The organism is Klebsiella sp. LY (genome assembly GCF_004010915.1).
GTDB classification, from domain to species: Bacteria; Pseudomonadota; Gammaproteobacteria; order Enterobacterales; family Enterobacteriaceae; genus Klebsiella; species Klebsiella quasipneumoniae.
In genome coordinates, this window is sequence record NZ_CP022444.1 from 329,594 (window position 1) to 353,894 (window position 24,301).

The window sequence follows — 24,301 nt, forward strand, 5'->3', positions numbered from 1 at the left end:
ATGAATAAACTATCGCCATCCTATTGCGGATGTTCTTGCCGATAAATAGACTGAAAATATCTTCTTAAGAGACAAAAGGTTTATAATCGATGGACAGCCTCACTTCGCTGACGTCCTTTGTCCGCACCGCCGAAACGCTAAGCTTTGTTCAGGCCGCCAGGCTGCTGGGGATATCTGCCTCGGCGGTGGGTAAGAATGTCGCCCGGCTTGAGCATAAGCTGGGGGTCCGGCTGTTCAACCGTAGCACCAGAAACGTCAGCCTGACGGCGGAGGGGGCCGCGTTTCTGACCCGCTGCCAGAGTATCCTGGAGCAGATCCAGGAGGCCGAGTCTGAGCTGACCAGCAGTCTCTCACAGCCCACCGGTAAACTGAGGATTTCACTGCCTGTCATCGGCTACCGCCTGCTGCTCCCCGCCCTCACCGCCTTTAGCCGTCTTTATCCGCAGGTTGAACTGGATCTCGACTTTAGTGACCGGCTGGTCAATCTGATCGATGAAGGATTTGATGTCGCTATCCGCAGCGGCGAACTAGCGGACTCCCGCTTGATCGCCAGAAAGCTGGGGGGCTTTCGTTTTGTGCTCTGCGCCAGTCCGGCCTATCTGGCGGAATACGGCGTTCCCGGCTCGCCAGCGGAATTAGCGGCGCACAAGTGTATTTTTTTTCGCTTCCCCGCGACAGGGCTGATCCAGCCCTGGGAACTGCGCGATATGCGGCTGACGGGAGATTTCAGGGCCGCTGCCATTATGACAGTCAATAACATTGAGGCCGCCATTCGCTTGAGCGCGGCGGGGATGGGCATCGCTTATGTGCCTGATTTTGTCGTGCGCGAGGCCATCAACGAGGGACAACTGCAGGAGGTGTTGCCCGGCTGTTGCGTCAAGGATGGGCATTTCTCGGTCCTGTGGCCCGCCAGCCGCTACCTGTCACCGCGAATACGCTGTTTTATCGATTTTATGGCTGCGGCAGAGATACCCTTGTCACCCGTATCGGCAAGCCCTACCCCCTGAAAAGCCGGCGGCAGGACATACCACTCAAGGGAGCATCTTACCCTTTGGCAAAATTGGCCTGGATCCGCTGCTGCAGATAATCCTCGGCGCTGATGGGCGGGTACTTTCTCTGCGGCCCGAGGATCTCGACATCTTTATTGGCCTGGCAGAAAAACGCCAGGCTGTAGCGCGGCCCCTGATATTCGTGGGGCAGCGGGTTTCTCACCCGGTGGAAGTTAGACGGCAACTGGTCGTCGCTCCAGCGCATTAGCATATCGCCGATATTGCAGGTGATGACCTCTTCGCGCGGCTCAATGCTGGTCCACTGCTGGCTTTCGCGGTCTTTACCGGGACAAACCTGCAGGCCGCCCTGACCGGGGCGCTGGAACAGCAGCGTCAGACAGTCAAAATCGGTATGCGCGCCGGCCCGCCACATTCCCTGCTGCGACTGCTCGGTTGCATAGTAGTGCAGCATGCGCAAGGTGCTCTGATAGGTGTCACGCTGCGGATCGTGCGCGGTGGTGAAAAACGATTCCGGAAAACCGAGCTTTAACGCAAAGCAGGAGAGGATCTTCATCCCCAGCTGCCAGCACTGCGATTCAAACCCGAGCATCGTCTGTCGGAAGCCTGGCAGCTCCCGATCGCTGGGCCAGCGCCCATCCATCAGCGGACGGGTTATCTGATAGGACTCTTTTTGATCCGGCGTGCGGGTCGATGGCCGAACCTGCGCCTTGCTCTCCCAGCCGGCGTTGCCGGCCAGCGGATACTGGCGCTTCACCTCGTCGGGCAGGTTGAAAAACGCCTCGGTCGTGCTGAACGCCTGGCGGATCTCCGCCAGCGGAATACCATGGTGGCTGACCTGGAAGAAGCCGATCTCCACCGCCGCCTCCCACAGTTGTTCGGCAATATCATTTTTTCTTTCGGCAAAGTTCGACAGGTCGATACAGCGCACTTCGCGGATGAAGGTCTCTTCGCCCTCGGCGCCCATCAGCGCCTCTTTTTCCAGTTCCTGTAAGGCATAGCGTTGATTCTGGGTGGTTGCGTTCATCGTCATTATCCTGTTATCAGTTAAACAGCGGCGCGCTGTTGGAGGGTACGGACGGCCGCCAGCGCGTCGTGGCGCATCGCGTCAAGGTCGAGACCGGGAATGGCGTCATCTTCCACGATGGGTCGGCCATTGAGCAGCAGCGCCTTCAGCGCGGCGCGCCCGCCGCAGGCCACCGGCCCAATGGCCATATCGTGCAGGCCGAAGTAGCGCGGATCGTCCAGCCGGTAAATGGCGAGGTCCGCCTGCATGCCGACCTGCAGAGTGCCGCTCTGCGCTAAGCCGAGGATCTGCGCCCCGCCGGCGCTGCCCCAGCGCACCACATCCTCCACCGTGGCCGCATCGGCCCCGCCCTCGAAGGTGCCTCCGGCGTAGCGCGGCTGCGCCAGCATCCCCTTGCGCGCGCGCTGCAGCAGCCATGCGGCGTGGGCTTCGCTTTGCATATCCGCCGCCTCATTGGAGGCAGCGCCATCCACCCCCAGCGAGACCGGGACCCCGGCCTGCTCCAGCGCCAGCAGATCGGCGATGCCGCTGCCCAGCCGACCGTTGCTTTGCGGGCAATGGGCGATGCCGGTTCCGGTGCGGCCCAGCAGGGCAATCTCCTCCGGCAGCAGCTTCACCAGATGGGCAAACCACACGTCATTTCCCAGCCAGTCATGCTCCGCGCAGAACTGCACCGGCGTCATGGCGAATTTCTGCCGCGCGGCGTCAAGATAATCGACGGTTTCCGATAAATGGCTGTGCAGCCGGATCCCCAGCTGGCGGGCCAGCTTCGCCATCTCCCGCAGCTGGGCGCCCGGCGCGGAGTGAAGGACGGTAGTGGGCGCCATCACCACCCGGCGCAGAGAATCGGGCCGGGGGTCGTGATAGCGGCTGACCAGCCGTTCGATATCCGCCATATAGCCGGCGAAGGTTTCCGGACGCAGCGCCACCGGCAGATCCTGTTCCACCGCCCGACCCTGGGTCGCCCCACCCCGGCACAGAACGATGCGCATCCCCAGCGCTTCCCCTTCGCTGAAGACAATCTCCGAGGTATCGAAGGGCATATCCGGCCAGTACAGGTAGTTGTGATCCGCCACGCTGGCGCAGCCCGAGCGCAGAAGCTCCACCAGGCCAATGCGCACCGCCAGACGAAAAGTATGCTCATCGAAAGCCGCGCGAAAGCGGTACGGCGTGGCGCTCAGCCAGGCCGTCAGGCTCTGGTTCAGCCCCTGCGGCTCGCCCTTCAGCAGCGACTGAAAAAGATGGTGGTGCGTGTTCACCCATGCCGGATAGATCACACAGTCGCGGGCATCGATCTGTCGCTCTTCCGGCAGCGGCGTCAGGCTGCCGATGGCCGCAATCTTGCCGTCGCGGATGCGAATATCTGGCCCGGCCAGCCGAGCCGCCTCTCCGGGCAGACCGCTGAGGATGGCATGGGCATTTTTAATAATTAATGACATGGCGTCGCTCCTCAGGGTTTAACCTGCATGGCCTGAACAAATTCGGTGGTGTAGGCCTGTTTCCAGTCGGTGGCCGCCGCCAGCAGACCGGCGCTGACCATAAAATCGCGGGTCTTCTGCCAGCGCGCGTCGGTCATCGTCCCCCAGCCCTGGCTGGCGGCATCCCCGCCGTCGATCAGATGATGCTCACGGATCTGGGTCACGCCCCAGGCGAGCAGATCGTCGGTCATTTTCGGATTGTCCTGCTTAATCAGCGCATTGCCCGGCGCCGGATCCTTGAGATAGCTCACCCAGCCCTCCATTGAGGCGCGGACAAACTTCGCCATCGCCGCTTTACGCTCGGCGATGGTGTCCGGGCGGGCGATAAGAATGCCGCCATAGGGAGGGTAACCATGCTCAGAAAAGAGGAAGAAGTTCGCCTTCACCCCAGCCTTCTGCACCTGGAACACCTCGGAGCTGACATAAGCCTGCTGGGCGACAGCGTCGTCGACGACAAAGGGTTGAATATTGAAGGTGTAGGGGCGAACCTGAGCGTCGCTCAGCTGGTATTGCGCCTTCAGCCACGGCCACCATGTCGCCTGACCGGAGCTGGAGACCAGAATAGTTTTATCTTTCAGCCCCTGCAGGGAGGTGACATCGGCGTGGGTCAGCAGCCCCTGGGGATCGTACTGAAAGGGAGCGGCAATGGCTTTCGCCTGGAAGCCGCGCTGAATGCCTTCCAGCAGCTGCAGATCGTAACCGATGATCACATCGGCCCGCTTCGACAACAGCAACTGCATGCCGTTGACCTGGGGGCCACCGGAGCGGATCTCGACGTCGAGACCATATTTTTTGTACAGCCCAGTGGCCTGAGCCTGATAATACCCCCCCTGCTCCGCCTGAGCGTACCAGGAGGTCAGCAGAACGATTTTCTCCTCGGCCTGAACGGCCAGCGAGACACCGCCGAGGGCCATCAGGCCCAGCCAGCGTAAACCCCGGGGAAGGCGTGCGCCTGTGTTCATTATCCCTCTCCTCTTTACGCCGGGAGGGGGAGCGAGCGAATGTGGCTCAGCCTCCCATCCCGGTCAACATTGAACCGCGACATGGTGACTGAGCAATGTCCCGTATGGATAACCCGTACTGACCGCTTCTACTCACACTTAGCTATACAAAAACAATGCCAGATTTTATCGCCCGCGCGCGGCCGCGCAAAATCGCCTGCGCCGCCGCCCTGGGGCATGCAACCTTTGATTCATGCACACAAAAAACGCACCATTATGGTGCGCTAATGAATGATTTTAGTGCCTGCCGGTCTCTCACAGCTGGCTGAAGAGCATCTCCAGCTGGTTCAACATCATCGAGGCGGCAAGTGAAAGCTGGCGGGCGGGCGAGACGCACAGCGCCAGCGTGAAAGGCTTAAGCTGCGGATCGGTAAGCGGCACAAACGCCAGCTGGCCGGACTCAATCTCATCGAGAATATCCAGCCGGCACAGTATGCCGATACCCATCTGCTCTTTAATCAGGGTGCGGATCATGTGGATGTTATTCGACACTGCCACCTCCTTCACCTCGTTGCCGCTGATGTTCACCAGCGCCTCTACCGGTTCGCTGATCATCAATGGGGCGGAGGGCAGGATAAACGGGTAGTCGATGCACTGGCTAAAGCGCACAGCGCTGCGGCTGGCCAGCGGATGGCCGGTCGGCACCACGATCCCCATATTCATTTCGGCAAACGCCCTTACCTGCAGTTCACGGGAGGTCTGCGGATTGAGCATGATGCCGAAATCCGCCTCGCCGGAGATCAGCGCCTGCTGGATGTGGATATTGTTGATGGTGGTCAATGTAAAAGAGATGTTGGGATAATGTTTATGCACCTCTTTGAGCATCGTCGAAAAGAAATGCCGGTTAATGGCATCGATGGTGGCGATGCGCACATGCCCGCGCCGCAGTCCGCGCAGGTCATCCAGCTGCTCACAGACCCGGGTAAAGTCCTTTTTCCAGTTATTGGCCGCATGCAGCAGCAGCTCCCCGGCGGCGGTCAGCCGCAGCCCGGTGGGATGGCGCTCGAAGAGCGGCATCGCCAGCTCCTGTTCCACACGCAAAATCTGACGGTCGATAGAGGACGCAGAGACATGCAGCGCCTCTGACGCTTTACGAAACGACCCCTGACGGGCCACTTCAGTGAAATAGAGCAGAAATCGGGAGAAGGCAAACATCGTTTGGGTGCTCTCTTTTTTGCAACGGGTTGTGCGAATCAAAGCTCTGGACGCAACAGTTTTATCACAATACCGTAGCATTCATAGCGGAGAAACGATCGTTTCACCCATTTTCTTGCACGCCGGACAGTTCACCGCGAAGGGGAGTTATCTCTTCGCCGACCCTGGCCGCCCTGCAGACAGCGGAATGAGGGAGAGTAAACGGTAATGCACAGCCACGATTTTATTTCGGTCTCGGTCGGGGAAATACGGCCTAACGGAGAGGGAAATCTGTCTTTAATATTGCAGGCAGCGGCCGGGGAAATATTACCGGCCTACTCCGCCGGGGCGCATATCGATATTATTATTCCCGGCGTTGGCCCGCGGCAATATTCCCTGTGCGGCATGCCTGACCGCGGAAATCGCTATGAAGTTTGCGTCAGGCTGGCGGACGCTTCCACCGGCGGCTCACGCTATTTGCACCAGCAGCTCAAAGCCGGCGATCGGCTCTCCATTTCGCAGCCGCGCAACCATTTCCCCCTGCCGCAAGCCGGGCGCTACCTGCTGTTTGCCGGCGGTATCGGCATCACGCCGTTGCTGGCGATGGCTGACGCGATTGCCGCCAGAAAGGGAGAGCTGGAGCTGCATTATTATGTCGCCAGCTCGCGCCAGACCGCCTTCTCCCCGCGCCTGGCTCAGCTGGCCGCGAGCGGCACGGTGGCGATTCACTGCAGCGAGGAAGGCGAGTCGTTTCGCCAGCAGATCCCCCCATGCTTAACCGCGCCCGATCCTGATACCGCGGTGGTGGCCTGCGGCCCGGAGGGCTTTATTCAGCGACTGCGGTCGGTCATGGATGAATATCGCTGGTCGCCGTCGCAATTTGTATTCGAGCGCTTCACTCCCGCGGCGGAAAATAATACTGCGGCGAAAAACGCTTTTTATATTGAGCTGGCCTCCAGCGGGCAGCGTCTGCAGGTCGCCGCGGATCAAACCATTGCTCAGGTATTACAGCACGCCGGGGTGGAGGTCATGCTCTCCTGCGAACAGGGAATGTGCGGGTCATGTATTACCGGGGTCCTCGACGGGATCCCCGAGCACCGGGACAGCGTGCTGACGGCGGAAGAGAAAGCTGGCAACGACCAGATCACGCTCTGCTGTTCGCGGGCGAAATCACCGGGTCTGGTTTTGGATCTGTGAGGAGACTGACGATGACATTCTCCTCCTCTTGCGCGCCGCTCACCGGTATCAGCCGCGCCCGACTCCCGGCCTGGGCGCTGCCCGAAGGCTGGCCGACGCAGGCCAACGGTGAACCGCTGCTGGCGGACCTGGCCTTTCGCGATGGCCGGATCGCCGCATTGACCCCAACCGACCAGCCGGCTCCCGGCCTGTGGGATCTGGCGGGGGCGTTGACGCTCCCCGGTCTGGTGGAACCCCATGCCCATCTGGATAAAACCTTTACCATTGAACGCTGCCGTCCGGCGCAGGCCGGGCTGCTGCCGGCGATCCACGCCATGCATGAGGATCGCCGACACTGGACCGGGGCGGATATTCAACGTCGGGCGTCCGCCGCGCTGGCCCGGGCGGCAGCGAATGGCGTGACCCATTTGCGCAGCCATATCGACTGGTTTACCACCGACGCGCCGGACGCCTGGCAGGAGATCGCCCGCCTCGATACCGGCGGCATCACCCTGGAGCGGGTGGCGCTGGTCCCGCTGCCTCTGTTTGAGGATCCGGCGGATGCCGAGGCCATTGCCCGTGCGGTCGCCAACAGCGGGGAGCGCTGCCTGCTGGGCGGCTTCATCCACTCCTCCAACTGGGACGCCGCCGCCATGGCAAACCTGCTGCATAGCGCAGCCCGCTGGAAACTGGATCTGGATTTGCATATCGATGAGGAGCTCAGCGAGGTGTCTCAGGGGCTGACCTGGCTGGCGGATCATCTCTCCCGCCACCCTTTCCCCGGACATATCTGCTGCAGCCACGGCTGCGCGCTGGCCGCCGGCAGCGACGCGCAGGCGGCGCAAATCCTGCGTCAGCTGGCGGCGCACGGCGTCACCCTTATCGCCCTGCCGATGACCAACCTGCTGCTGCAGGATGCGACGTTCGGCCGCACGCCGCGCCAGCGGGGGATCACCCTGCTGCACGAGGCGCAGGCCGCCGGCGTGGCCACCCTGCTTGGGTGCGACAACGTGCAGGACGCTTTTTGTCCGGCGGGAAGCTACGACCCGCTGGACACCCTGGCCTGCGGCCTGTTCAGCGCCCAGCTTAGCGACCCGTTCGACCGGCAGTCGCGGCTGATCTGCGATCGCGCGGCGCTAACCAGTTCGCCGGCAGACGCGGTGCCCTTTGCCGTCGGGGCGGCGGCCAGCGTGGTGATTTTCCCGGGTAGCGACCGCTTTACCTGGCCTTTAAACAGCGCCGCCCGTCTGGTGGTTAACCACGGCAGGTTAACCCACCGGCGAGTGTGGCAGGAGGAGATGGCACATGAGTCTTGAAGCAGGCGCGGGGGCGCCGCTGGCGCGGTATGCCGCCTGGCGCAGAGCCGGCGATTTTATCTTTCTCTCCGGCATTATTCCGGTCAATCCCCTGACCGGCACCATCGTCAATGGCTTTCAGGATGTGCCTGAGCCGGTGCGGGAGCTGCTGGGGGCGACCGGCGAATTTTCAACCGATGCGAAACAGGGGCCGATCCTCGCCCAGAGCTGGTACGTCCTGGAAAGCATCCGCCGCACCGTGGAGTCCGCGGGAGGGCAGATGAGCGACGTTATCAAGCTGGTGCAGTACTTTCGCAACCTTGACCATTTTCCCTATTACAGCCGGGTCAGGAAGCTGTTTTATCCCGACCAACCGCCCGTTTCCACCGTGGTGCAGGTCAGCGAAATGCTGCCCGACGCCACGGTATTGATTGAAGTCGAAGCAACCGTCTGGTTACCCCAGCCAATTCACTCGAGGCACCGCGATGATTAACGGTTACATTCCTGCAGCGCGCTTTCTCCCTTTCCTGAGCTGGACGGACGTGGCCGCCCTGCCGGATAAAAGCAATACGGTTATCGTCCTCCCCACCGGGGCGATCGAACAGCATGGCCCGCATCTGCCCTGCTCGGTGGACAGCGTGATATCTTCCGGCGTGGCGGGCCATGCCCTCGCCAGGCTACCGGCGGCGATCCCGGCCTACGCCATCCCGCCGATCGTCTACGGTAAGTCAGAGGAGCATCTGCATTTTCCCGGCACCCTGACCCTCAGCGGCGATACGCTGCTGCATACCCTGCTGGAGATCGCCGAATCTCTCTATCGGGCCGGTTTTCGCAAGCTGCTGATGATCAACGGCCACGGCGGCCAGCCGCAGATCCTGCAGATCGCCTGCCGGGAAATGCGCCTGCGCCACGGGGATTTCATCGCCATCCCGCACGATGTGTTCAACGTGCCCAACTGCGAAAAACAGTTTCTCAGCCCGCATGAACAGCGGATGGCGATGCACGCCGGCCATAGCGAAACGGCGCTGATGCTGGCGCTGGCGCCGGAGTGCGTTCATATGGAGCGGGCGGTCGCCAACTTCCCGCCGGAATTCCCCTGCCCGACCCTGTCGAAAGGCCGCCCGGCGGCGGCATGGGCAGCGTATGACTTTGGCCCCAGCGGGGTGATTGGCGACCCGACCCCGGCGACGCGGGAGCAAGGCGAAGGGCTGCTCGACTCCCTCGCCGCCAGCTGGGCGCAGGCAATCATCGAGATCCACCGCATGGCCTGGGTCGAACGTCGCGAACCGACCTGGGGCAAACAGCACTGGCACGGCTTTGTCCAGTCCCTCCCCCCCTCTATCGCTGCTGATTCCAAGGAGCCCTGATGAATACCAGATCGACGCCCGTTTTTACCCTGCTGACCGTGGCCGCCCTCGCGACCTCAGCCTCCTCCTTCGCGGCGGAGAAGTTTACGTTTCTCACCAACTGGTATGCCCAGGCGGAGCACGGCGGGTTTTACCAGGCCCAGGCCACCGGGCTGTACCAACACGCCGGTCTCGATGTCGAAATTAAAATGGGCGGCCCGCAGATCAACGTTATGCAGCTGATGGCGGCCGGTCAGGCGGACTGCACCCTTGGCGACAACGGCCAGGCGCTGGAGACCTGGCAGGCGGGGGTGCATGCGGTAACCGTCGCCACCGTGTTCCAGCACTCGCCGACGGTGTTTATCACCCATGACAAAGTAAGCAACCCGGCTGAGCTTAAAGACAAAACCTTCCTGCTCGCCACCGAGGCCTATACCTCCTTCTGGCCGTGGGCGAAGAGCGAGCTGGGTCTGGCTGGCAGCAAAGTGCGCCCCTATACCTTTAACGTCCAGCCGTTCCTCGCCGATAAAAATCTGGTGCAGCAGGGCTACGTCACCTCCGAGCCGTTCTCCGTCGCCAAAGGCGGGCAGCCGTTCTATGTCTATCCGCTCAGCGACTGGGGCTACCCGCCCTACGGCAACTCGATCATCTGTATGGCGGACACCATCCGCAAACGTCCGGCGGCGGTGGCGGCCTTCGTCAAAGCCTCCATGGAGGGCTGGAAAAGCTACCTGCAGAATCCCACCCCCGGAAACAATCTGATCGGCAAAGCGAATCCACAAATGGGCGCCGAGCAGATCGCCTTTGGCATTGCCCAGATGAAGCACTACCAGCTGGTGACCGGCGGCGATGCTAAGACCGGCGGTATCGGCATCATCACCGAGCCGCGGCTGAAGAAAACCTGGGACATGCTGGTGAAAAACAAACTGATCGACGCCAGCAAGGTGCCGTTTGAGCAGACTTACACCCTGGATATGGTCAAAGACGCCGGAGTGATGCCATGAATACCGCCCCGAAACTGACCGTGATGAGCGACACCCGCTTTACGCCCACCTCCGCCACGCCGGCCATTGAGGTGCTGTCGGCGGAGAAGATCTACAGCAACGGCACCCGGGCGCTGCTGCCCGTCAACCTGACCATCAATCAGGGGGAGTTCATTACCCTGCTCGGTCCGTCCGGCTGCGGTAAAAGTACGCTGCTGAAGATGGTCGCCGGCCTGGTGGAGCCCAGCGACGGCAAGCTGATGCTGTGGCGGCGCGACAGCCGGGAAAAGGCCCAGCATCCGCTCTCGTTCGTCTTCCAGGAAGCCACCCTGATGCCGTGGAGCAGCGTGCGCAATAACGTCAGGCTGCCGCTGGATCTGGCCGGCGTGCCGCGCGCGGAAGGTAATACCCGGGTGAGTGAAGTCCTTGAACTGGTGGGGCTGGGCAAATTCGCCGACGTCCTGCCGCGCGAACTCTCCGGCGGCATGCAAATGCGCGTCTCCATCGCCCGCGGCCTGGTCACCCGGCCAAAGCTGCTGCTGATGGATGAGCCCTTCGGCGCGCTGGATGAAATTACGCGCAACAAGCTCGACAGCGATCTGCTGCGTCTGTGGCAGGAGCAGAACCTGACGGTGGTCTTCGTCACCCACTCGATCCACGAAGCGGTGTTTCTCTCGCAGCGGGTGATCATGATGGCGGCCCGTCCCGGACGGGTGGTGGAAGATATCGCCATCCGGGAGCCGTTCCCGCGCAGCGAGGCGTTCCGCGTCAGTCCGGCCTTTTCCCTGTATGCCCGTCAGCTGCAGGACAGTCTGTTGCAGGCCAGCCAGTCTGGTATGGAGCCATAATATGAAAACCACAACCGCAACGCCGTGGATCCAGCATCCGCGTTTTCTCAAAATTCTCTATCCGACCCTCGTCGCGGTGGCGGTGGTGCTCCTGTGGCAGGGCACGGTAAGCTATTTCCGCATCCCGGCCTTTCTGGTGCCGTCGCCGCTGGTGATGCTGGACAGCCTGTGGACGCATCTCACGCCGCTGCTGCTGGCGCTGCTGTTCACCCTTAAGATCACCCTGATCTCGTTTCTGCTGTCGATTGTCATCGGCGCCGCGGTGGCGTTTATCCTGGTGCAGAACCGGTTTGTGGAAACCGCCCTGTTTCCCTACATCGTGTTTTTGCAGGTGACGCCGATCGTCGCCATCGCCCCGCTGATCATCATCTGGGTGAAGGACGCCACCCTCTCGCTGGTGGTGTGCGCCACCCTGATGGCGGTCTTCCCCATCATCTCCAATACCACCCAGGGACTGCGCAGCGTCTCTCCCGGCCTGCTGAGCTATTTCCGCCTCAATCACGCCAGCCGCTGGCAAACGCTGGTGCGACTGCGTATCCCCTCGGCGCTGCCCTATTTCTTCGGCGCGCTGCGTATTTCCAGCGGGCTGTCGCTGATTGGCGCGGTGGTGGCGGAGTTTGTCGCCGGCACTGGTGGGACCAATACCGGGCTGGCCTATCAGATCCTGCAGGCCGGCTATCAGCTGGATATCCCGCTGATGTTTGCCGCGCTGCTGCTGATCTCTCTCGCCGGGATTGCGCTGTTCGGCGTGATGTCCTGGGTCTCGCGCCGGGCGCTCAGCGCCTGGCATGAAAGCGAAGCCGTGCAATCTCATTAATGTTCTGCTGACGAACAGGAAAAAGAATGATGACTGATGAACAGCGTCAACAAGCGATGGCGGCGATCCAGCAGGCACTCCCGGCGCTGGAGTGGACCCTGCAGCCGGCGAAACTCAAACGGCTTTCCCGCGATTTTCACTGGTTCAGTCCGGTACTCACCGAGCAGCTGGCGGGAAAACAGGCGGACGCGGTGGTTCGCCCGCGCGATGAAGAGGAGCTGCGGCAACTGGTCGCCGCCTGCGCGCAGCACCAGCTGCCGCTGACCCTGCGCGGCAGCGCCACCGGCAACTACGGCCAACTGGTCCCCCTCGAAGGCGGGATGCTGGTGGATATGACCGGGCTCAACCAGATCGTCGCCCTCGGCAACGGCACGGTGAGAGCCCAGGCCGGCATTCGCCTGGCGGACATCGAAACCGCCGCCCGCCCGACGGGCTGGGAGCTGCGCTGTATGCCGTCGACCTATCGCCTGGCGAGCCTGGGCGGCCTCTACGGCGGCGGGTTCGGCGGCATCGGCTCCATCAACTATGGGCCGCTGGCGGCGCCCGGCAATGTGCTCAGCGTCAAAGTGATGACCGTCGAGCCGGTCCCTCGCGTACTGACCATCCCGGCTCCCGAAGCGCTGCTGCTGCATCACGCCTACGGCACCAACGGCATCATTCTCGAGGTTGAGCTGGCGCTGGCTCCCGCGCACCAGTGGATAGAACGCCTGGACGTGTTTGACGATTTCGCCGATGCGCTGAACTATGCCAACGCCTGCGTCCGCTCCCCGGGGCTGGTGAAGCGCCAGGTGGCGCTGCTGGCCACGCCGATCGCCGATTATTTTAGCCACCTGAAAGATCGTTACCGCGCCGGCCAGCATGCGGTTATCAGCCTGATCGCCAAGGAGAGCGAAGGACTCTGCGCCAGTCTGTTACCGCGCCATCGCGGGAGCAACGCCATCCGTCAGACCAGCGACGAGGCCCGGACGCAAAACGCCTCGTTAATGGAATACTGCTGGAACCACACCACCCTGCATGCGCTCAAGGTGGACAATACGCTGACCTATCTACAGACGGCGTTTGATCCGCTGCGCTATCCGCAGCAAATTTTACAGATGGAGCAGCATTTCGCCGGGGAGGTAATGTCCCATATTGAATTTCTGCGCGATATCGAAGGCAACCTTACCGCCAGCGGTCTGCAGCTGGTGCGCTATACCACGCCCGAACGTCTCAACGCGATCATGCAGATATTTCGCGATAACGACGTCAAAATTAACAATCCCCACGTACTGCAGGTTGAGGACGGCAAACAGGGGGTTATCCGCCCTGACGTGGTGGCGGTTAAACAATCTCTCGACCCGGCAGGATTGCTTAACCCCGGCAAGCTGCGCGGCTGGGCGCTGCGCGACCAGCTGGAGCTGGACAGCAACCCGCTGGCGCGGGCCACCCGCGAAAGCCCCGCGACCTGATCGCCCCCGCTCCGCGTGCGGGCTAACGCGGAGCGGGCCCGTCTCTCTTCCCCCTGCCCGCACGGCGAGTTTTTTACGTCACTCATTCATATGAATGAGTGGTGTCTCTGTTTCCTCCGTTATACTTTTCTGTAGTTGACGAGACGGCCGTTAAAAATTGTTCACAGCATTTTCTCAATTTTCTCTTTGAGCAAAAAAGAGGTCTTCTGATAACGGCCAATAAATTCCCTTTTATGATCAACAATGATCAGATCCGTTGCTAAGGAAATTAAAATGTCATTATCCGTGAATAGGTACCTAAAAGAAGTTGAAGAAATAAAAAATAAAGCCACCGCCCTGTCCAATAAAGAATTCAGTGACACTATTGATGAAAATGGCCATCAATACGTTGATCTGGTAATGGAGGGTGGCGGCGTCCTCGGATTAGCCCTTGTAGGTTACATATATATTTTAGAGCAAGCAGGGATAAGATTCATTGGTATCGCAGGCACGTCAGCCGGTTCAATTGCCGCCTTGTTATTATCTGCAATAGATGTACCTGAAAAAGAAAAAAGCGAACGCCTAATAGATATGATCGCCAATATGCCAATAAATACATTTATTGATGGGAAAAAGGACGGAGATTATGACCCAAAGAAATTTATGGATACTGCCACAGGCTTAATGAACTCTAAAAACAAGTCAGGATTTAAATATTTTAGTGCATTTTTAAGGTTTCTTACGACAACGGACAACTTAAAAATAATGCAAGGACTTAATAGAGGCGATGAATTTGAGTCCTGGCTTAAAAAACAGCTATCATCTTTTAATATTTATACAGTAAACGATCTTAGAAAAAGAATGGCGACGACTCCATACGGATGGAAGCTTAGAAGCACCAGCATTGATAAATCATCCCAACTTGAAGGTAAACAATCCCTTGATGAACTGGATGTAAATCATGACTATTTATGCCTGATAACAGCGGATTTAGCCACCGAATATAAAGTTGAACTTCCTGTCATGGCAGAACTATACTGGGAAAAAGCGAACGATGTAAATCCCGCGGTGTTCTGCCGCTGCTCTATGTCTATCCCTTTTGTTTTTCAGCCCTACACGGTAAAAATACCTCATATGGATAATAATCTACAATTGAAATGGCAAAAATATACCGGCATTAGTTTTCAAAGCAGATTAGCGACTCGATTTCCGCCACCTATCGCTTGTTTTGTTGATGGCGGCATCATGTCAAACTTTCCGATTGATGTTTTTCACAACCCCACAAAAGTTCCAGCAAGACCCACATTTGGTGTCAAACTGCAACTTGACGATCACAGTCATGAAATTAATAGCACCCTTGATATATTTGCTCAATCGTTCAACACCGCCAGACATGCCATGAATTACGATTTCATTAAAAAAAACCCTGATTACAATAAGCTAGTATCATTCATAGACACTGGAGACATTGGCTGGTTAGACTTCAGTATGTGCGATGCCAACAAACTTAAACTGTTTAGACTTGGCGCAGAAACCGCTTATCAATTTCTTATTAATTTTGATTGGCATAATTACAAAAAAATCAGGCGAGATATTACTTCCGCTTATCAGACAAGCCTTCCCCTTGCAAAATTAAATAGATACTTCAAGAATAAATAAATACTTCAAAGATAAAAACAGAAAAGTTCAGCCAGATAAGGAGCGAAACTCGAAAAAATCATTCTCTGCCATCCACAATTTAACAATCTACCTGATGAGGATAAGAACATGCCTAATGGTAATGACTTAATAAACGCAGCAAGAAGTCAGCTTAATGTTAAAGAGGAACCACTTAACAGCAACTCTGGCCCGATGGTAAATACCTATCTCGACTACGTGGGTAGCCCCTCCGGCTCGCCATGGTGTATGGCTTTTATCTACTGGTGTAGCTGTCAGGCTGGTATTCCCGGCCTGCCTAAAACCGCCAGCGTAGCGAAATTCTATCAGGAGTCATTAGCGCACGGAAAAATAATAAATATTTCCGACATTGCCGTTGGCGATATTGTTTTAAGAGTAGATTATCCCGCCCAGTCTAACGGCAAAAAGCCAGGAGATCACGCCGGGATTTACACAGGTAAAAATAAGGCAGGCATCCCGTTATATATCTCAGGTAACACCGTCTCCACAAATCCTGTAGTCACCGATGAAACTAGCTCATATGTTGATGAACATCAGATGAAGCATTTTAATTACGCAGCTCGTTTTTGGTAACGCGAAGTCTTATAGATGCTTTGAGAAATAGAGACATTGCTATTACCACACCTTCCGGCCGACGACTGTTTCACCAGGCATCGGCCCCTTTCCCCATACCGTCCCTGCCTCCCGCCTTTTCAGCCCAACGCCGACCTCACCCTGCGCCGGACAGTCCCGCCATATGGACGATAAGCCCTACCGCGGCGGCGGCGGCCAGTACCCAGGTCAGCTTCCACTTATAGCGAAACAGCAGCCCGGCGGCGGCGAGAGCAATGGCCGCAGACCATGGGTCGAAACCTGATGGCCCCCAGACGCTATGCCAGATAAAAAACAGCGCCAGATTCAGGATAACGCCCACCACCGCGGCGGTAATGGCGGTCAACGGCGCGGTAAATCCCACTTTATTATGCGTGGTTTCAATAAACGGCCCGCCGGCGAGAATAAAGATAAACGAGGGTAAAAAGGTAAACCATGTCACCAGGCACGCCGCCGCGATGCCCCCCAGCAGCACATCATCAACGCCCAACACCGCTTTGGTGTAGCCGCCGACAAACCCGACAAAGGTCACCACCATGATCAACGGTCCGGGGGTGGATTCCCCCAGTGCGAGGCCGTCCATCATCTGCCCTGCGCTCAGCCAGCCATAGTGTGTCACCGCCCCCTGGTAAACGTAAGGCAAGACGGCATACGCCCCGCCGAAAGTCATCAACGCGGCTTTGGTAAAGAACCAGCTCATCTGGGTCAGCGGGTGCGCCCAGCCCAGCATTAGCGCCAGGGTGGCCATCGGCACCAGCCACAGCAGTATCCCGGCGATCAGCACCCGGGCAGTGCGCCGCCAGCTGAACAGGGCGTGGGCTGGGATCGGCGTCGCGTCATCAATAATGGCGGCCCCGCCAGGCTGACTCTGCGCGCGATGGGCGTCGGCTTTGCCGAAGGTCGCCGGCGCCACCCGTCCGCCGATAAACCCGACGATCGCCGCGGTCAGGACGATCAGCGGAAAAGGTACGTTCAGCGCAAAAATAGCGACAAAGGCTGCGGCGGCAATGGCCCAGTAGGCGCCATTTTTCAGCGCCCGCGAGCCGATGCGGTGCGCCGCCTGCAGCACGATCGCCGCCACGGCGGGTTTGATGCCATAAAAAATCCCCGCCACCACCGCGACATCTCCCCAGACGAGGTAGATCCACGCCAGCGCGATGAGCAACACCAGCGAGGGCAAAATAAACAGCACCCCGGCGATGATGCCTCCCCAGGTTTTATGCATCAGCCAGCCGATATAGGTCGCCAGCTGCTGGGCCTCCGGGCCCGGCAGGACCATACAAAAGTTGAGCGCGTGCAGGAATCGCCCTTCCGAGATCCAGCGTCGGTTATCCACCAGCTCCTGGTGCATCATGGCGATCTGCCCGGCTGGTCCGCCGAAGCTGATGAAGCCGAGCTTCAGCCAGAAGCGAAATGCCTGCCAGAAGGATACGGAAGCGACGACGGAAGGGCTGTCAGTCTGCGGAAGAACCACCGTTTTGCTCATGATTACCAGACCTCATTTCACAGGACTTCAGTAAGCCGTCGAACAGCGAGCAGGCTGCCGCCAGCAGTTGGTCATCGTCCGTAATGGTTTCCCGCAGCCCTGCAAGAATGCTTTCCACCCCCGCCGCCTCCGGGGTGGATACCCCACCGACGTCCAGGAAGTGGATCAGCCGGCCCAGAGCGTCGGGGATAGCGGCCTCCAGAGCAAAGCGCCGGACCAGAACTTCGAAGGTCACCCGCGTGCCAACGTGGCTGAACGGCGCCCCGTCATAATCAAAACCAACCGCCGTCGCCGGGCAGTCCTCAGGCGCGGCCAGCCACAGGAACCGCGCATCAGGGTCGATAAAGCGCTGAATTAGCCAGGCGCTGGCCAGACGATCGACCCACGGGCGTCGGCGGGTGGCCCACAAACGGCCGCGAAAGGCCTCTCTATCCAGAAGGCTCAGTTCGCCCTCAACCGCCTGCGGCTCGTCCGGCGATAGCCGCTGATTAATCGCCTGCTCGAGGGTGGCCAGTCGCTCAGCGGCCTGCTCCCGGGCGGCCCCCGGGAAAAAATCGATAGCCGCGATCCGCTGGTAGTCACGCTGAATTTTACGCAGCTGTTTGAGCTGAGCCGCCAGTCCGTCGGCGGATAACGTCTCCTGCAGCACCAGCAGATCCTGCAACAGCGCATCATACTGTTCGCGACGATCGAATAGCGGCCTGAGCGCCTCCTCTTCCGCCGACTCAATCGTAAACACATACCCGGCCCCGCCCTCCGCGCGGATCACCTGGCAGGTGCTGAGGAAAATGTCATAGCCCTGGCGCACGTCGGGCAGCAGATAGACCCCGTCGCGCAGGATCGCCGCCCCGCTCTGCTTCAGGGTTCGCCAGACACGCATGCGCAGCGTGGCTTGAGACGTCGTCAGGTTAAGGATCAAGAGATGCATTGTCATGATGTAGAGATTACTACAGCATGTAGCGTGTGTGACGTTCATTCGCGCGCAGGTTAAGATGAATTTCAGCAATGCATAGCTAAAAAGCACAAAACGAGGGCCCGCGCAGCGGCAGGCCAGGCGCTAAGCGCGGGGCGGCGATAACGGGCGCAGCAGCAGGGTGAACAGCGCCAGCCCCACCGGCGCCAGGGATCCCCACAGCACCGCGTTCCAGCCGAAGGCGTTGAGCAGAACGCCGGACGAAAACGAACCCACGATCATCACGCCGAAGACCAGAAAATCGTTGAGCGACTGAACCTGGGTCTTCTCTTCCGGGCGGTGGAAATCGATGATTTTCGCCGAGGCGCCGGTGAAGCCAAAGTTCCAGCCGATGCCGAGCAAAATCAGCGACAGCCAGTAATGATACACCCCGACGCCGCTGAGACCGACCGCCACCGAGGCGCCGGTGATCAGCAATCCCGCCGCCGCCATGCGCGCTGCGCCGAAGCGCTGGATCAGCCGGCCGGTGACAAATCCCGGACCGTACATCGCCATCACATGCCACTGGATCCCGAGGTTGGCGGCCTGCTGGGAAAGGCCGTGCATATGCATGGAGAGCGGCGCGGCGGTCATCAGAAAATTCATTACCATATAGGCCACCGCGCCGCTGAACACCGTGGTGGTAAAGCCCGGCTGGCGGACAATCTCGCGCAGCGGCCGCCCTCCGCGAACGCTGGCCGCCGCGGGCTCTGCTGGCGTCACGCCTGCCAGCAGAATGGCGGCGAGCGCCGCCACCAGCGCCTGAGCGAGGAAGGTGAAGGCGAAGGTATGAGTCGGCCAGAGGTGCATGGTGCCGGTGACCAGCATCGGGCCAATGATCCCGGCGGCCACGCCGCCGCCCATCACCAGCGACAGCGCGCGGGCGCGACGTTCCGGAGCGACGCCGTCGGTGACGGCAAAGCGAAAACTGAGCGCCACCGCGGCATAGGCGCCGCCAAGCATCGCGGCGAAACAAAACAGCAGAAAAGAGCCCAGCACCACCGCCAGAGCGGCCGCCAGACCGGTAACCACCCCGGCGCCGGTACCGGCCATAAACGCGGCTTTGCGGCCCCGCTTACGCGCCAGCGCGCCGAAAGGCAGAATCGAGGCTGCCATCCCCAGCACAAACAGCGTGATAGGCAGCGTGGCCAGCGACGGGCTGGGGGCGATAGTATTGCCGACGATAGCGCCGGTGGCGTAGAACACCACCGAGTTGGCGCCGGCCAGCGCCTGAGCGACGGCCAGGCGGATGATATTGTTGTTCTGCGCCGCCAGCGGCAGCATCTGTTCGCTAGACATCCGTTGTTTTCACCAGTTTGAGAGTGGCGCCAGGCGGGTCGTCTGGCATCGCGCCCTGTTTGTTGGGTTCCCTGACCGTTACCTTAGCCGCAAAATACGCTTTTGCACCATAGCGAATAGCAATATTACCCGGCGACCTGGCCCTCTTCTGCGCCAGATAGCCGGGCCGGGCTTCGCCGCCCGCTTTTTTCAGGGAATCAGTCGCGCCGCGCCGCGGCGAATTTAGCCGCAATCATCGCGGCCGTCGGCTGGACGCCCCCCAGGCTCCACTGCTCCGGGTCATGTTCATCAATGCGGATCCACACCGACTGGCGGAACTGCGGATCGCCCTGCCCCTCAATCTCCACCAGCAGATCGGTCATCCGCCGCAGCAGCTCACTTTTCTGTTCCGCGGTCATGATCCCTTTAATGGTTTGCACGTTAACAAATGGCACGCTATGCTCCTTAGCATCTAAGTCTAAATTTCAAACTCAGAGTAGAAGGCCAATCTCACGATGTCAAAAAATAAATCATTGCCCTACCTCGATCCTGAGCTGTGCGGCCTGGCGGAAGGAGCCAAAATACTGGGCGACCGCTGGGTGCTGCTGATCCTCCGCGAGGCGTTTTACGGCGTGACGCGCTTTGAAACGATGCAGGCGCATACCCATATCACCCGCCAGACGCTCACCACCCGGTTGAAAACCATGACCGAAATGGGCTTGCTTCGCAAAGTCCCCTATCGGGAAGCGGGGGCTCGCGAGCGCTATGAATATGTTCTCACCGAAAAAAGCCGTAGCCTGGCGCTGGTGCTGTTCGCCCTGATGGAATGGGGCCACCAGCAGGTGCTGCACAGCGCGCCGCATATTGCGCTGGTGGACAGCGCCAGCGGCGAGGCCGTCCATCCCGGGTTCGTCACCGCCAGCGGCAGCGTGGCGAATCCCGCCGCGCTGCAGATCGTTAAGGCAGACGAACGCTGAGAGCGGCGCGGTTGCCCTGATACAGAACTTTCGTAGGCCTCTGGCGGAAGCCGCGACGAGCAGGTATGTTGCATTGCCACGTTACCCGACGACTGGGTGACATTTTGGTTTCATCGAACGGTGCGATAAAGAATGAGGCTCTCTGCCGGGTCCGATCCCGGCTATTATTCGTGGCGCACGCCATGACCGCCCTGGTCCGCCGCTGATCCGCGGATCGTTCATGCTAAAGGAAGAAAATGTCGCTTCGTTCACTGCGGGCTTTATGTTTGACCAGCTTCTTTATCGCCGACGTTCGCGACGGCCTCGGCCCGTTTCTGGGGATCTTTCTCACCCAGCGTCACTGGCAGGCGGAGGACATCGGCCTGTTGATGACCGTCGGCGGCGTGGCCGGCCTGCTGGCGACCCTGCCCGCCGGCTTCATCACCGACACCTCGCGGCATAAGCGCGTGCTGTTGGCCGGGGTCTGCCTGGCGATCACCCTGACCACCCTCCTGCTCTGGTTCAGTCAGAAGACCAGCGTGGTGGCCCTTTCACAGGTTGCCAGCGGGATCTGCGCGGCCTTTGTCGGACCGTTAATCGCCGGGATCACCCTTGGGCTGACCCGACAGCGCGGCTTTAGCGCTCAGATGGGAAAAAACGAAGCCTTCAACCATGCGGGGAATTTCTTCACTGCGCTGATTGCCGGGGCCATCGCCTGGTACTGGGGCATCGGCGGCATTTTCATCCTGATGGCCTGTACCACCCTGTTTACCCTGATCGCCCTGCTGGCAATCCGCAGCAGCGATATTGACGATGACGCCGCCCGCGGCCTCGAGTCGGCCGTCACGCCCGCTGTGCCTGGGTTTGCCATCCTGTTCCGCCATACGCCGCTGCTGATCGCCGGCGTGACCCTGATGCTGTTCCATCTCGCCAACGCCGCGCTGTTGCCGATGCTCAGCATGCGGATCGCCGCCGCGCCGGGACACCTCAATCCGGGGCTGTTTGCCGCCGCCACGGTGATTATTTCGCAGGTGGTAATGATCCCGGTGGCCATCCGGGTCGCCGGCAGCATCGACAAATATGGTTACTGGCGATGCATTCTGCTGGCGCTGCTGATCATGCCCATCCGCGCGGCGCTGGCGGCCGCCAGCGACGCCCCGGCGATGATGGTCCCGGTGCAAATTCTTGATGGTCTGGCGGCAGGGATTTTGGGGGTGGCGGTGCCCAGCTTTATCGTCTCGCTGCTGCGCGGCAGCGGGCACGTTAACGCCGGACAAAGCGTGGTGATGCTAATGCAGGGCGCCGGGGCGGCGATGAGTCCGGCGTTAACCGGCGCTATCGCCGGGCGCTACTCTTTTGCTACCGCCTTCGGCGTGCTGAGCGTTATCGCGCTGGTCGCGCTGATAGTGTGGTGGCGCAGCGCCCCGCTGCTCACCAACTCGGTGTCGCCGCCGATCGGCGAGAGCGGCCAGTAAAGAAAGGATATCGTCAGGCGGACAACAGCCCCCTGCTGCCTGCCTGACGTGGGAAAGGCGTTAATTCATCTGCGGATTCAAGGTTATTTGCCGCAGAGCGTTCGCCATTTCGAGCTGAATCAGCTCTTTGACACCTTCGCGCTTAATAAACTGGCTGCGGTGTTTACTTTTTACCTCTTCAAGACTTTTTTTGATCTCCTGCGCCGGCAGTTTATACCAGCCGCGAGCCTGTTTCTCTCCGCCCATTTCCAGCCACAGCGATGAATAACTGGCTTTCACCAGATCGCTTTTCACGTGGTAATCGGAATCGATCGCGTAGACCGTAGTGATGCCGAAATAACGCAGGAAACCATACAGCACGCTCATGATGATATTTTTCGGCCGCGCGCCATGCAGCTCTTTGGTCAGCACCTTCACCTCATCATTGGTGATATCTTTCCCGCCCTGTATTCCGCCGATATAAGCGCGGCCATCGTCGGTACAGGAAAAACAGACGCTATAAACGCGCCGGTCGCCGAGAAACAGCTGCAGCATCAGCTCACCCTCCTCCTGAAACGGCGATGCCAGCAGCTTAACGTCAAGCTTTTCGCCATTTTTCAGAGGAATAGCAAACATCGTCCGGCCAAAATCCGCCACGTTATAGAGCTGCGGCAGCACATCGGGCTGAAACGTTTTCTCGATAAAATTCAGCGAACCGTGGGCAATATCCAGCTTGCGCCGTTTTGACATCCGTTTATTAAGATAGGCCTTAAAGGGTTTATCCTCGAAAGGCACCAGTCCCTGGGTCACGGCGGTCAATCGTGCGCACTGATATTTGGCGCAAAGTCCTTGATATTCTCTGTATTTACCTCCTGCGAGCGAGAGCTCTCTGCATTTTCGTAAGAATTTTTTATAGCTTATTTTGACCTGACCGATCACTTTATTATGTTTACGCCATTCTTTGATGGCGCCTGTAACAGTATGTTCCATTGATTAAGATCCATAGATTCATCCATAATCGCGGCCATATTAACATAAAAGCCATTCGTCAATGCTTAATTACACCTTCGTTGTCCTTTCATTTAATATTTAGGCAGGAAATTATTCTGGTGGAGATATTTAAAGCTAACGCCATCCTGTCAACGGTTATTTATGGTGGGTTTTATCTGCTGCCGGCGGACTTAACGCTCTGTGCGTTCGGCGCGAAGAGCGGTTACCTCCGCAGGCGGTTATGCCCTATACTTGACGCTGATTCAAAACCAGCAACGATAGGTAACTTATGGAAATTGATCTCGACAACCTGGTCTTCAGCGGCCTGGATGAAGCGGAAGAGCGCAACGCGGAGCGTCTGGAAGAAGCGGACAAAAAAGCCCAGGCGATCGTTGCCGATGACGATTGCGGCGACGCCTGCAAAATCTGATTATCAAACCGGCCTGCGGGCCGGTTTTTTTTCCCCACGCCCCCTCAGGTGGGTAAATACCCTTTCAACGTATCCAGCAGCGCCTGCGCCGCCTTCGACAGCGGCAGATGTCCGGCATGGATCGCCCCAACGCACTTTTCAATCGGCGGATCGCTGAGCGGAATGCACACTGCCCCCAGCGAGGTCATCTGCGTTTTGCATAGCGCCGGCACCGCGCTGCCTCCCAGACCGCTGGCTACCATCCTCCCCACCGTCACCAGTTGGTGGCTCTCCAGCGCCACGTCCAGCTGACGCCCGCTGCGCGCCAGCGCCTCCTCCAGCATCAGGCGCACCGCCGAGGGACGCTGGAGGGTGATAAAGTCGAGAGTTAACAGCTCCTGCCAGGTGAGCTTTTTTTTCTTCGCCAGCGGCGATTGCCGGGGAACGATCGCCACGAAGCGGTCCACCGCCAGCGGGGTAAACAGCAGGTTGTGGTTGGGCGATGGCTCGAAAGCGATGCCCATCTCTACCCGCCCCTCACGCACCATCTCGATTACCTGCTCATTGATCACATCATGCACCGTGACGTTCACCCCGGCATAGCGGTCGCGGAAGGCTTTCAGCGCCTCCGGCAGAACGTTGGCGGCGAACGACGGCATCGCGGCGACCGAGATTTTGCCGCGCTGCAGGGTAAAGCTCTGGCGCATCGCCTCCTCAACGTTATCCCAGTCGGCCAGCAGTTGACGGGCCATCGGCAGAAAGAGTTCCCCCTCCTGGGTGAGGGTCACTTTGCGGGTGCTGCGCTGCAGCAGCGCGCCCCCCAGCGCCTCCTCCAACCCTTTGATGGTCAGGCTGAGCGCTGGCTGCGACAGATTCAGCCTTTCGCTGGCGTGGGCGAAATTGAGAGTGTGAGCTACCGCTAAAAACGCGCGTAACTGTTTGACACTCATTCTCATTTTTCATCCTGTT

The 24,301-nt window shown here is 59.3% G+C and carries 24 protein-coding genes; 14 read left to right on the forward strand and 10 right to left on the reverse strand.

Annotation, left to right across the window (positions count from 1 at the left end; genetic code table 11):
• Window positions 1-89: 89 nt before the first annotated feature.
• Window positions 90-1,007, forward strand: a complete 918-nt coding sequence (locus tag CE636_RS04415; protein ID WP_017899554.1) for a LysR family transcriptional regulator — start codon at window positions 90-92, stop codon at window positions 1,005-1,007.
• Window positions 1,008-1,044: 37 nt separating this feature from the next.
• Here the strand turns inward: CE636_RS04415 and CE636_RS04420 are convergent, their stop codons facing one another.
• The 4 genes from CE636_RS04420 to CE636_RS04435 form a co-directional block, all read right to left on the reverse strand.
• Window positions 1,045-2,034, reverse strand: coding sequence for an isopenicillin N synthase family dioxygenase (locus tag CE636_RS04420; RefSeq protein WP_017899555.1), 990 nt, complete (start codon window positions 2,032-2,034; stop codon window positions 1,045-1,047).
• A gap of 20 nt (window positions 2,035-2,054) precedes the next feature.
• The gene (locus CE636_RS04425; RefSeq protein ID WP_017899556.1) at window positions 2,055-3,473 is read right to left on the reverse strand and encodes an amidohydrolase family protein; all 1,419 of its coding nucleotides are present in this window, start codon (window positions 3,471-3,473) and stop codon (window positions 2,055-2,057) included.
• A gap of 11 nt (window positions 3,474-3,484) precedes the next feature.
• On the reverse strand, window positions 3,485-4,474 hold the full coding sequence (locus CE636_RS04430; RefSeq protein ID WP_017899557.1) for an ABC transporter substrate-binding protein: 990 nt from the start codon (window positions 4,472-4,474) through the stop codon (window positions 3,485-3,487).
• 294 nt (window positions 4,475-4,768) lie between these two features.
• Complete coding sequence (locus tag CE636_RS04435) at window positions 4,769-5,668, reverse strand: LysR family transcriptional regulator (RefSeq protein ID WP_004202952.1); 900 nt, start codon at window positions 5,666-5,668, stop codon at window positions 4,769-4,771.
• A 207-nt stretch (window positions 5,669-5,875) separates the two neighbouring features.
• On the opposite strand from CE636_RS04435, the gene CE636_RS04445 reads away from it, so the two are divergent.
• From CE636_RS04445 to CE636_RS04490, 10 genes are all read left to right on the forward strand, one after another.
• A complete protein-coding gene (locus tag CE636_RS04445; protein ID WP_004202954.1) occupies window positions 5,876-6,844 on the forward strand; it encodes a PDR/VanB family oxidoreductase in 969 nt (322 codons plus the stop codon).
• 11 nt (window positions 6,845-6,855) lie between these two features.
• Window positions 6,856-8,139, forward strand: a complete 1,284-nt coding sequence (locus CE636_RS04450; RefSeq protein ID WP_017899558.1) for an amidohydrolase family protein — start codon at window positions 6,856-6,858, stop codon at window positions 8,137-8,139.
• Entirely contained in the window at window positions 8,129-8,611 is a 483-nt protein-coding gene (locus CE636_RS04455) for a RidA family protein (protein ID WP_004202959.1), read from the forward strand. The genes CE636_RS04450 and CE636_RS04455 overlap by 11 nt, the downstream gene beginning before the upstream one ends.
• Window positions 8,604-9,485 (forward strand): creatininase family protein, encoded by an 882-nt coding sequence (locus tag CE636_RS04460; RefSeq protein ID WP_017899559.1) that lies wholly within the window; start codon window positions 8,604-8,606, stop codon window positions 9,483-9,485. The genes CE636_RS04455 and CE636_RS04460 overlap by 8 nt, the downstream gene beginning before the upstream one ends.
• On the forward strand, window positions 9,485-10,468 hold the full coding sequence (locus CE636_RS04465; protein WP_017899560.1) for an ABC transporter substrate-binding protein: 984 nt from the start codon (window positions 9,485-9,487) through the stop codon (window positions 10,466-10,468). Before CE636_RS04460 ends, CE636_RS04465 begins: the two co-directional genes overlap by 1 nt.
• Entirely contained in the window at window positions 10,465-11,295 is an 831-nt protein-coding gene (locus CE636_RS04470) for an ABC transporter ATP-binding protein (RefSeq protein ID WP_017899561.1), read from the forward strand. The genes CE636_RS04465 and CE636_RS04470 overlap by 4 nt, the downstream gene beginning before the upstream one ends.
• Window position 11,296: 1 nt before the next feature.
• On the forward strand, window positions 11,297-12,112 hold the full coding sequence (locus CE636_RS04475) for an ABC transporter permease (RefSeq protein WP_017899562.1): 816 nt from the start codon (window positions 11,297-11,299) through the stop codon (window positions 12,110-12,112).
• 26 nt (window positions 12,113-12,138) lie between these two features.
• Entirely contained in the window at window positions 12,139-13,560 is a 1,422-nt protein-coding gene (locus CE636_RS04480; protein ID WP_017899563.1) for an FAD-binding oxidoreductase, read from the forward strand.
• 273 nt (window positions 13,561-13,833) lie between these two features.
• On the forward strand, window positions 13,834-15,198 hold the full coding sequence (locus CE636_RS04485; RefSeq protein WP_017899564.1) for a patatin-like phospholipase family protein: 1,365 nt from the start codon (window positions 13,834-13,836) through the stop codon (window positions 15,196-15,198).
• A 108-nt stretch (window positions 15,199-15,306) separates the two neighbouring features.
• Window positions 15,307-15,789, forward strand: coding sequence for a hypothetical protein (locus tag CE636_RS04490; protein ID WP_017899565.1), 483 nt, complete (start codon window positions 15,307-15,309; stop codon window positions 15,787-15,789).
• A gap of 136 nt (window positions 15,790-15,925) precedes the next feature.
• Here CE636_RS04490 and chrA read toward each other — a convergent pair whose 3' ends face one another.
• The 4 genes from chrA to CE636_RS04510 all read right to left on the reverse strand — a co-directional run bounded on the left by chrA (window position 15,926) and on the right by CE636_RS04510 (window position 19,978).
• Entirely contained in the window at window positions 15,926-17,293 is a 1,368-nt protein-coding gene (gene chrA, locus CE636_RS04495; RefSeq protein ID WP_017899566.1) for a chromate efflux transporter, read from the reverse strand.
• Window positions 17,262-18,221, reverse strand: coding sequence for a chromate resistance protein ChrB domain-containing protein (locus CE636_RS04500; RefSeq protein ID WP_017899567.1), 960 nt, complete (start codon window positions 18,219-18,221; stop codon window positions 17,262-17,264). The genes chrA and CE636_RS04500 overlap by 32 nt, the downstream gene beginning before the upstream one ends.
• A gap of 129 nt (window positions 18,222-18,350) precedes the next feature.
• Window positions 18,351-19,544 (reverse strand): MFS transporter, encoded by a 1,194-nt coding sequence (locus CE636_RS04505; protein WP_017899568.1) that lies wholly within the window; start codon window positions 19,542-19,544, stop codon window positions 18,351-18,353.
• Between the two features lie 197 nt (window positions 19,545-19,741).
• Window positions 19,742-19,978 (reverse strand): tautomerase family protein, encoded by a 237-nt coding sequence (locus CE636_RS04510; protein WP_004202976.1) that lies wholly within the window; start codon window positions 19,976-19,978, stop codon window positions 19,742-19,744.
• 60 nt (window positions 19,979-20,038) lie between these two features.
• On the opposite strand from CE636_RS04510, the gene CE636_RS04515 reads away from it, so the two are divergent.
• Window positions 20,039-20,500 carry a winged helix-turn-helix transcriptional regulator gene (locus CE636_RS04515; RefSeq protein WP_017899569.1) on the forward strand — a complete coding sequence of 154 codons (462 nt, stop codon included), beginning with the start codon at window positions 20,039-20,041 and terminating at the stop codon, window positions 20,498-20,500.
• Between the two features lie 236 nt (window positions 20,501-20,736).
• Window positions 20,737-21,954, forward strand: a complete 1,218-nt coding sequence (locus CE636_RS04520) for an MFS transporter (RefSeq protein ID WP_004202979.1) — start codon at window positions 20,737-20,739, stop codon at window positions 21,952-21,954.
• 60 nt (window positions 21,955-22,014) lie between these two features.
• Here CE636_RS04520 and CE636_RS04525 read toward each other — a convergent pair whose 3' ends face one another.
• Entirely contained in the window at window positions 22,015-22,923 is a 909-nt protein-coding gene (locus CE636_RS04525; RefSeq protein WP_004202981.1) for a DUF535 family protein, read from the reverse strand.
• Between the two features lie 289 nt (window positions 22,924-23,212).
• Here CE636_RS04525 and CE636_RS04530 point away from each other — a divergent pair, with 289 nt between their 5' ends.
• Window positions 23,213-23,353 carry a hypothetical protein gene (locus CE636_RS04530; protein ID WP_002908189.1) on the forward strand — a complete coding sequence of 47 codons (141 nt, stop codon included), beginning with the start codon at window positions 23,213-23,215 and terminating at the stop codon, window positions 23,351-23,353.
• Window positions 23,354-23,397: 44 nt separating this feature from the next.
• Here the strand turns inward: CE636_RS04530 and CE636_RS04535 are convergent, their stop codons facing one another.
• Entirely contained in the window at window positions 23,398-24,288 is an 891-nt protein-coding gene (locus tag CE636_RS04535; protein WP_017899570.1) for a LysR family transcriptional regulator, read from the reverse strand.
• Window positions 24,289-24,301 lie beyond the last annotated feature (13 nt).

What these genes read in the sequence shown, in the direction of transcription:
- CE636_RS04415 (WP_017899554.1), top strand. Translation starts at nt 90, where the DNA reads ATGGACAGCCTCACTTCGCTGACGTCCTTTGTCCGCACCGCCGAAACG.
- CE636_RS04420 (WP_017899555.1), bottom strand. Translation starts at nt 2,034, where the DNA reads ATGAACGCAACCACCCAGAATCAACGCTATGCCTTACAGGAACTGGAA.
- CE636_RS04425 (WP_017899556.1), bottom strand. Translation starts at nt 3,473, where the DNA reads ATGTCATTAATTATTAAAAATGCCCATGCCATCCTCAGCGGTCTGCCC.
- CE636_RS04430 (WP_017899557.1), bottom strand. Translation starts at nt 4,474, where the DNA reads ATGAACACAGGCGCACGCCTTCCCCGGGGTTTACGCTGGCTGGGCCTG.
- CE636_RS04435 (WP_004202952.1), bottom strand. Translation starts at nt 5,668, where the DNA reads ATGTTTGCCTTCTCCCGATTTCTGCTCTATTTCACTGAAGTGGCCCGT.
- CE636_RS04445 (WP_004202954.1), top strand. Translation starts at nt 5,876, where the DNA reads ATGCACAGCCACGATTTTATTTCGGTCTCGGTCGGGGAAATACGGCCT.
- CE636_RS04450 (WP_017899558.1), top strand. Translation starts at nt 6,856, where the DNA reads ATGACATTCTCCTCCTCTTGCGCGCCGCTCACCGGTATCAGCCGCGCC.
- CE636_RS04455 (WP_004202959.1), top strand. Translation starts at nt 8,129, where the DNA reads ATGAGTCTTGAAGCAGGCGCGGGGGCGCCGCTGGCGCGGTATGCCGCC.
- CE636_RS04460 (WP_017899559.1), top strand. Translation starts at nt 8,604, where the DNA reads ATGATTAACGGTTACATTCCTGCAGCGCGCTTTCTCCCTTTCCTGAGC.
- CE636_RS04465 (WP_017899560.1), top strand. Translation starts at nt 9,485, where the DNA reads ATGAATACCAGATCGACGCCCGTTTTTACCCTGCTGACCGTGGCCGCC.
- CE636_RS04470 (WP_017899561.1), top strand. Translation starts at nt 10,465, where the DNA reads ATGAATACCGCCCCGAAACTGACCGTGATGAGCGACACCCGCTTTACG.
- CE636_RS04475 (WP_017899562.1), top strand. Translation starts at nt 11,297, where the DNA reads ATGAAAACCACAACCGCAACGCCGTGGATCCAGCATCCGCGTTTTCTC.
- CE636_RS04480 (WP_017899563.1), top strand. Translation starts at nt 12,139, where the DNA reads ATGATGACTGATGAACAGCGTCAACAAGCGATGGCGGCGATCCAGCAG.
- CE636_RS04485 (WP_017899564.1), top strand. Translation starts at nt 13,834, where the DNA reads ATGTCATTATCCGTGAATAGGTACCTAAAAGAAGTTGAAGAAATAAAA.
- CE636_RS04490 (WP_017899565.1), top strand. Translation starts at nt 15,307, where the DNA reads ATGCCTAATGGTAATGACTTAATAAACGCAGCAAGAAGTCAGCTTAAT.
- chrA (WP_017899566.1), bottom strand. Translation starts at nt 17,293, where the DNA reads ATGAGCAAAACGGTGGTTCTTCCGCAGACTGACAGCCCTTCCGTCGTC.
- CE636_RS04500 (WP_017899567.1), bottom strand. Translation starts at nt 18,221, where the DNA reads ATGCATCTCTTGATCCTTAACCTGACGACGTCTCAAGCCACGCTGCGC.
- CE636_RS04505 (WP_017899568.1), bottom strand. Translation starts at nt 19,544, where the DNA reads ATGTCTAGCGAACAGATGCTGCCGCTGGCGGCGCAGAACAACAATATC.
- CE636_RS04515 (WP_017899569.1), top strand. Translation starts at nt 20,039, where the DNA reads ATGTCAAAAAATAAATCATTGCCCTACCTCGATCCTGAGCTGTGCGGC.
- CE636_RS04520 (WP_004202979.1), top strand. Translation starts at nt 20,737, where the DNA reads ATGTCGCTTCGTTCACTGCGGGCTTTATGTTTGACCAGCTTCTTTATC.
- CE636_RS04525 (WP_004202981.1), bottom strand. Translation starts at nt 22,923, where the DNA reads ATGGAACATACTGTTACAGGCGCCATCAAAGAATGGCGTAAACATAAT.
- CE636_RS04530 (WP_002908189.1), top strand. Translation starts at nt 23,213, where the DNA reads ATGGAAATTGATCTCGACAACCTGGTCTTCAGCGGCCTGGATGAAGCG.
- CE636_RS04535 (WP_017899570.1), bottom strand. Translation starts at nt 24,288, where the DNA reads ATGAGAATGAGTGTCAAACAGTTACGCGCGTTTTTAGCGGTAGCTCAC.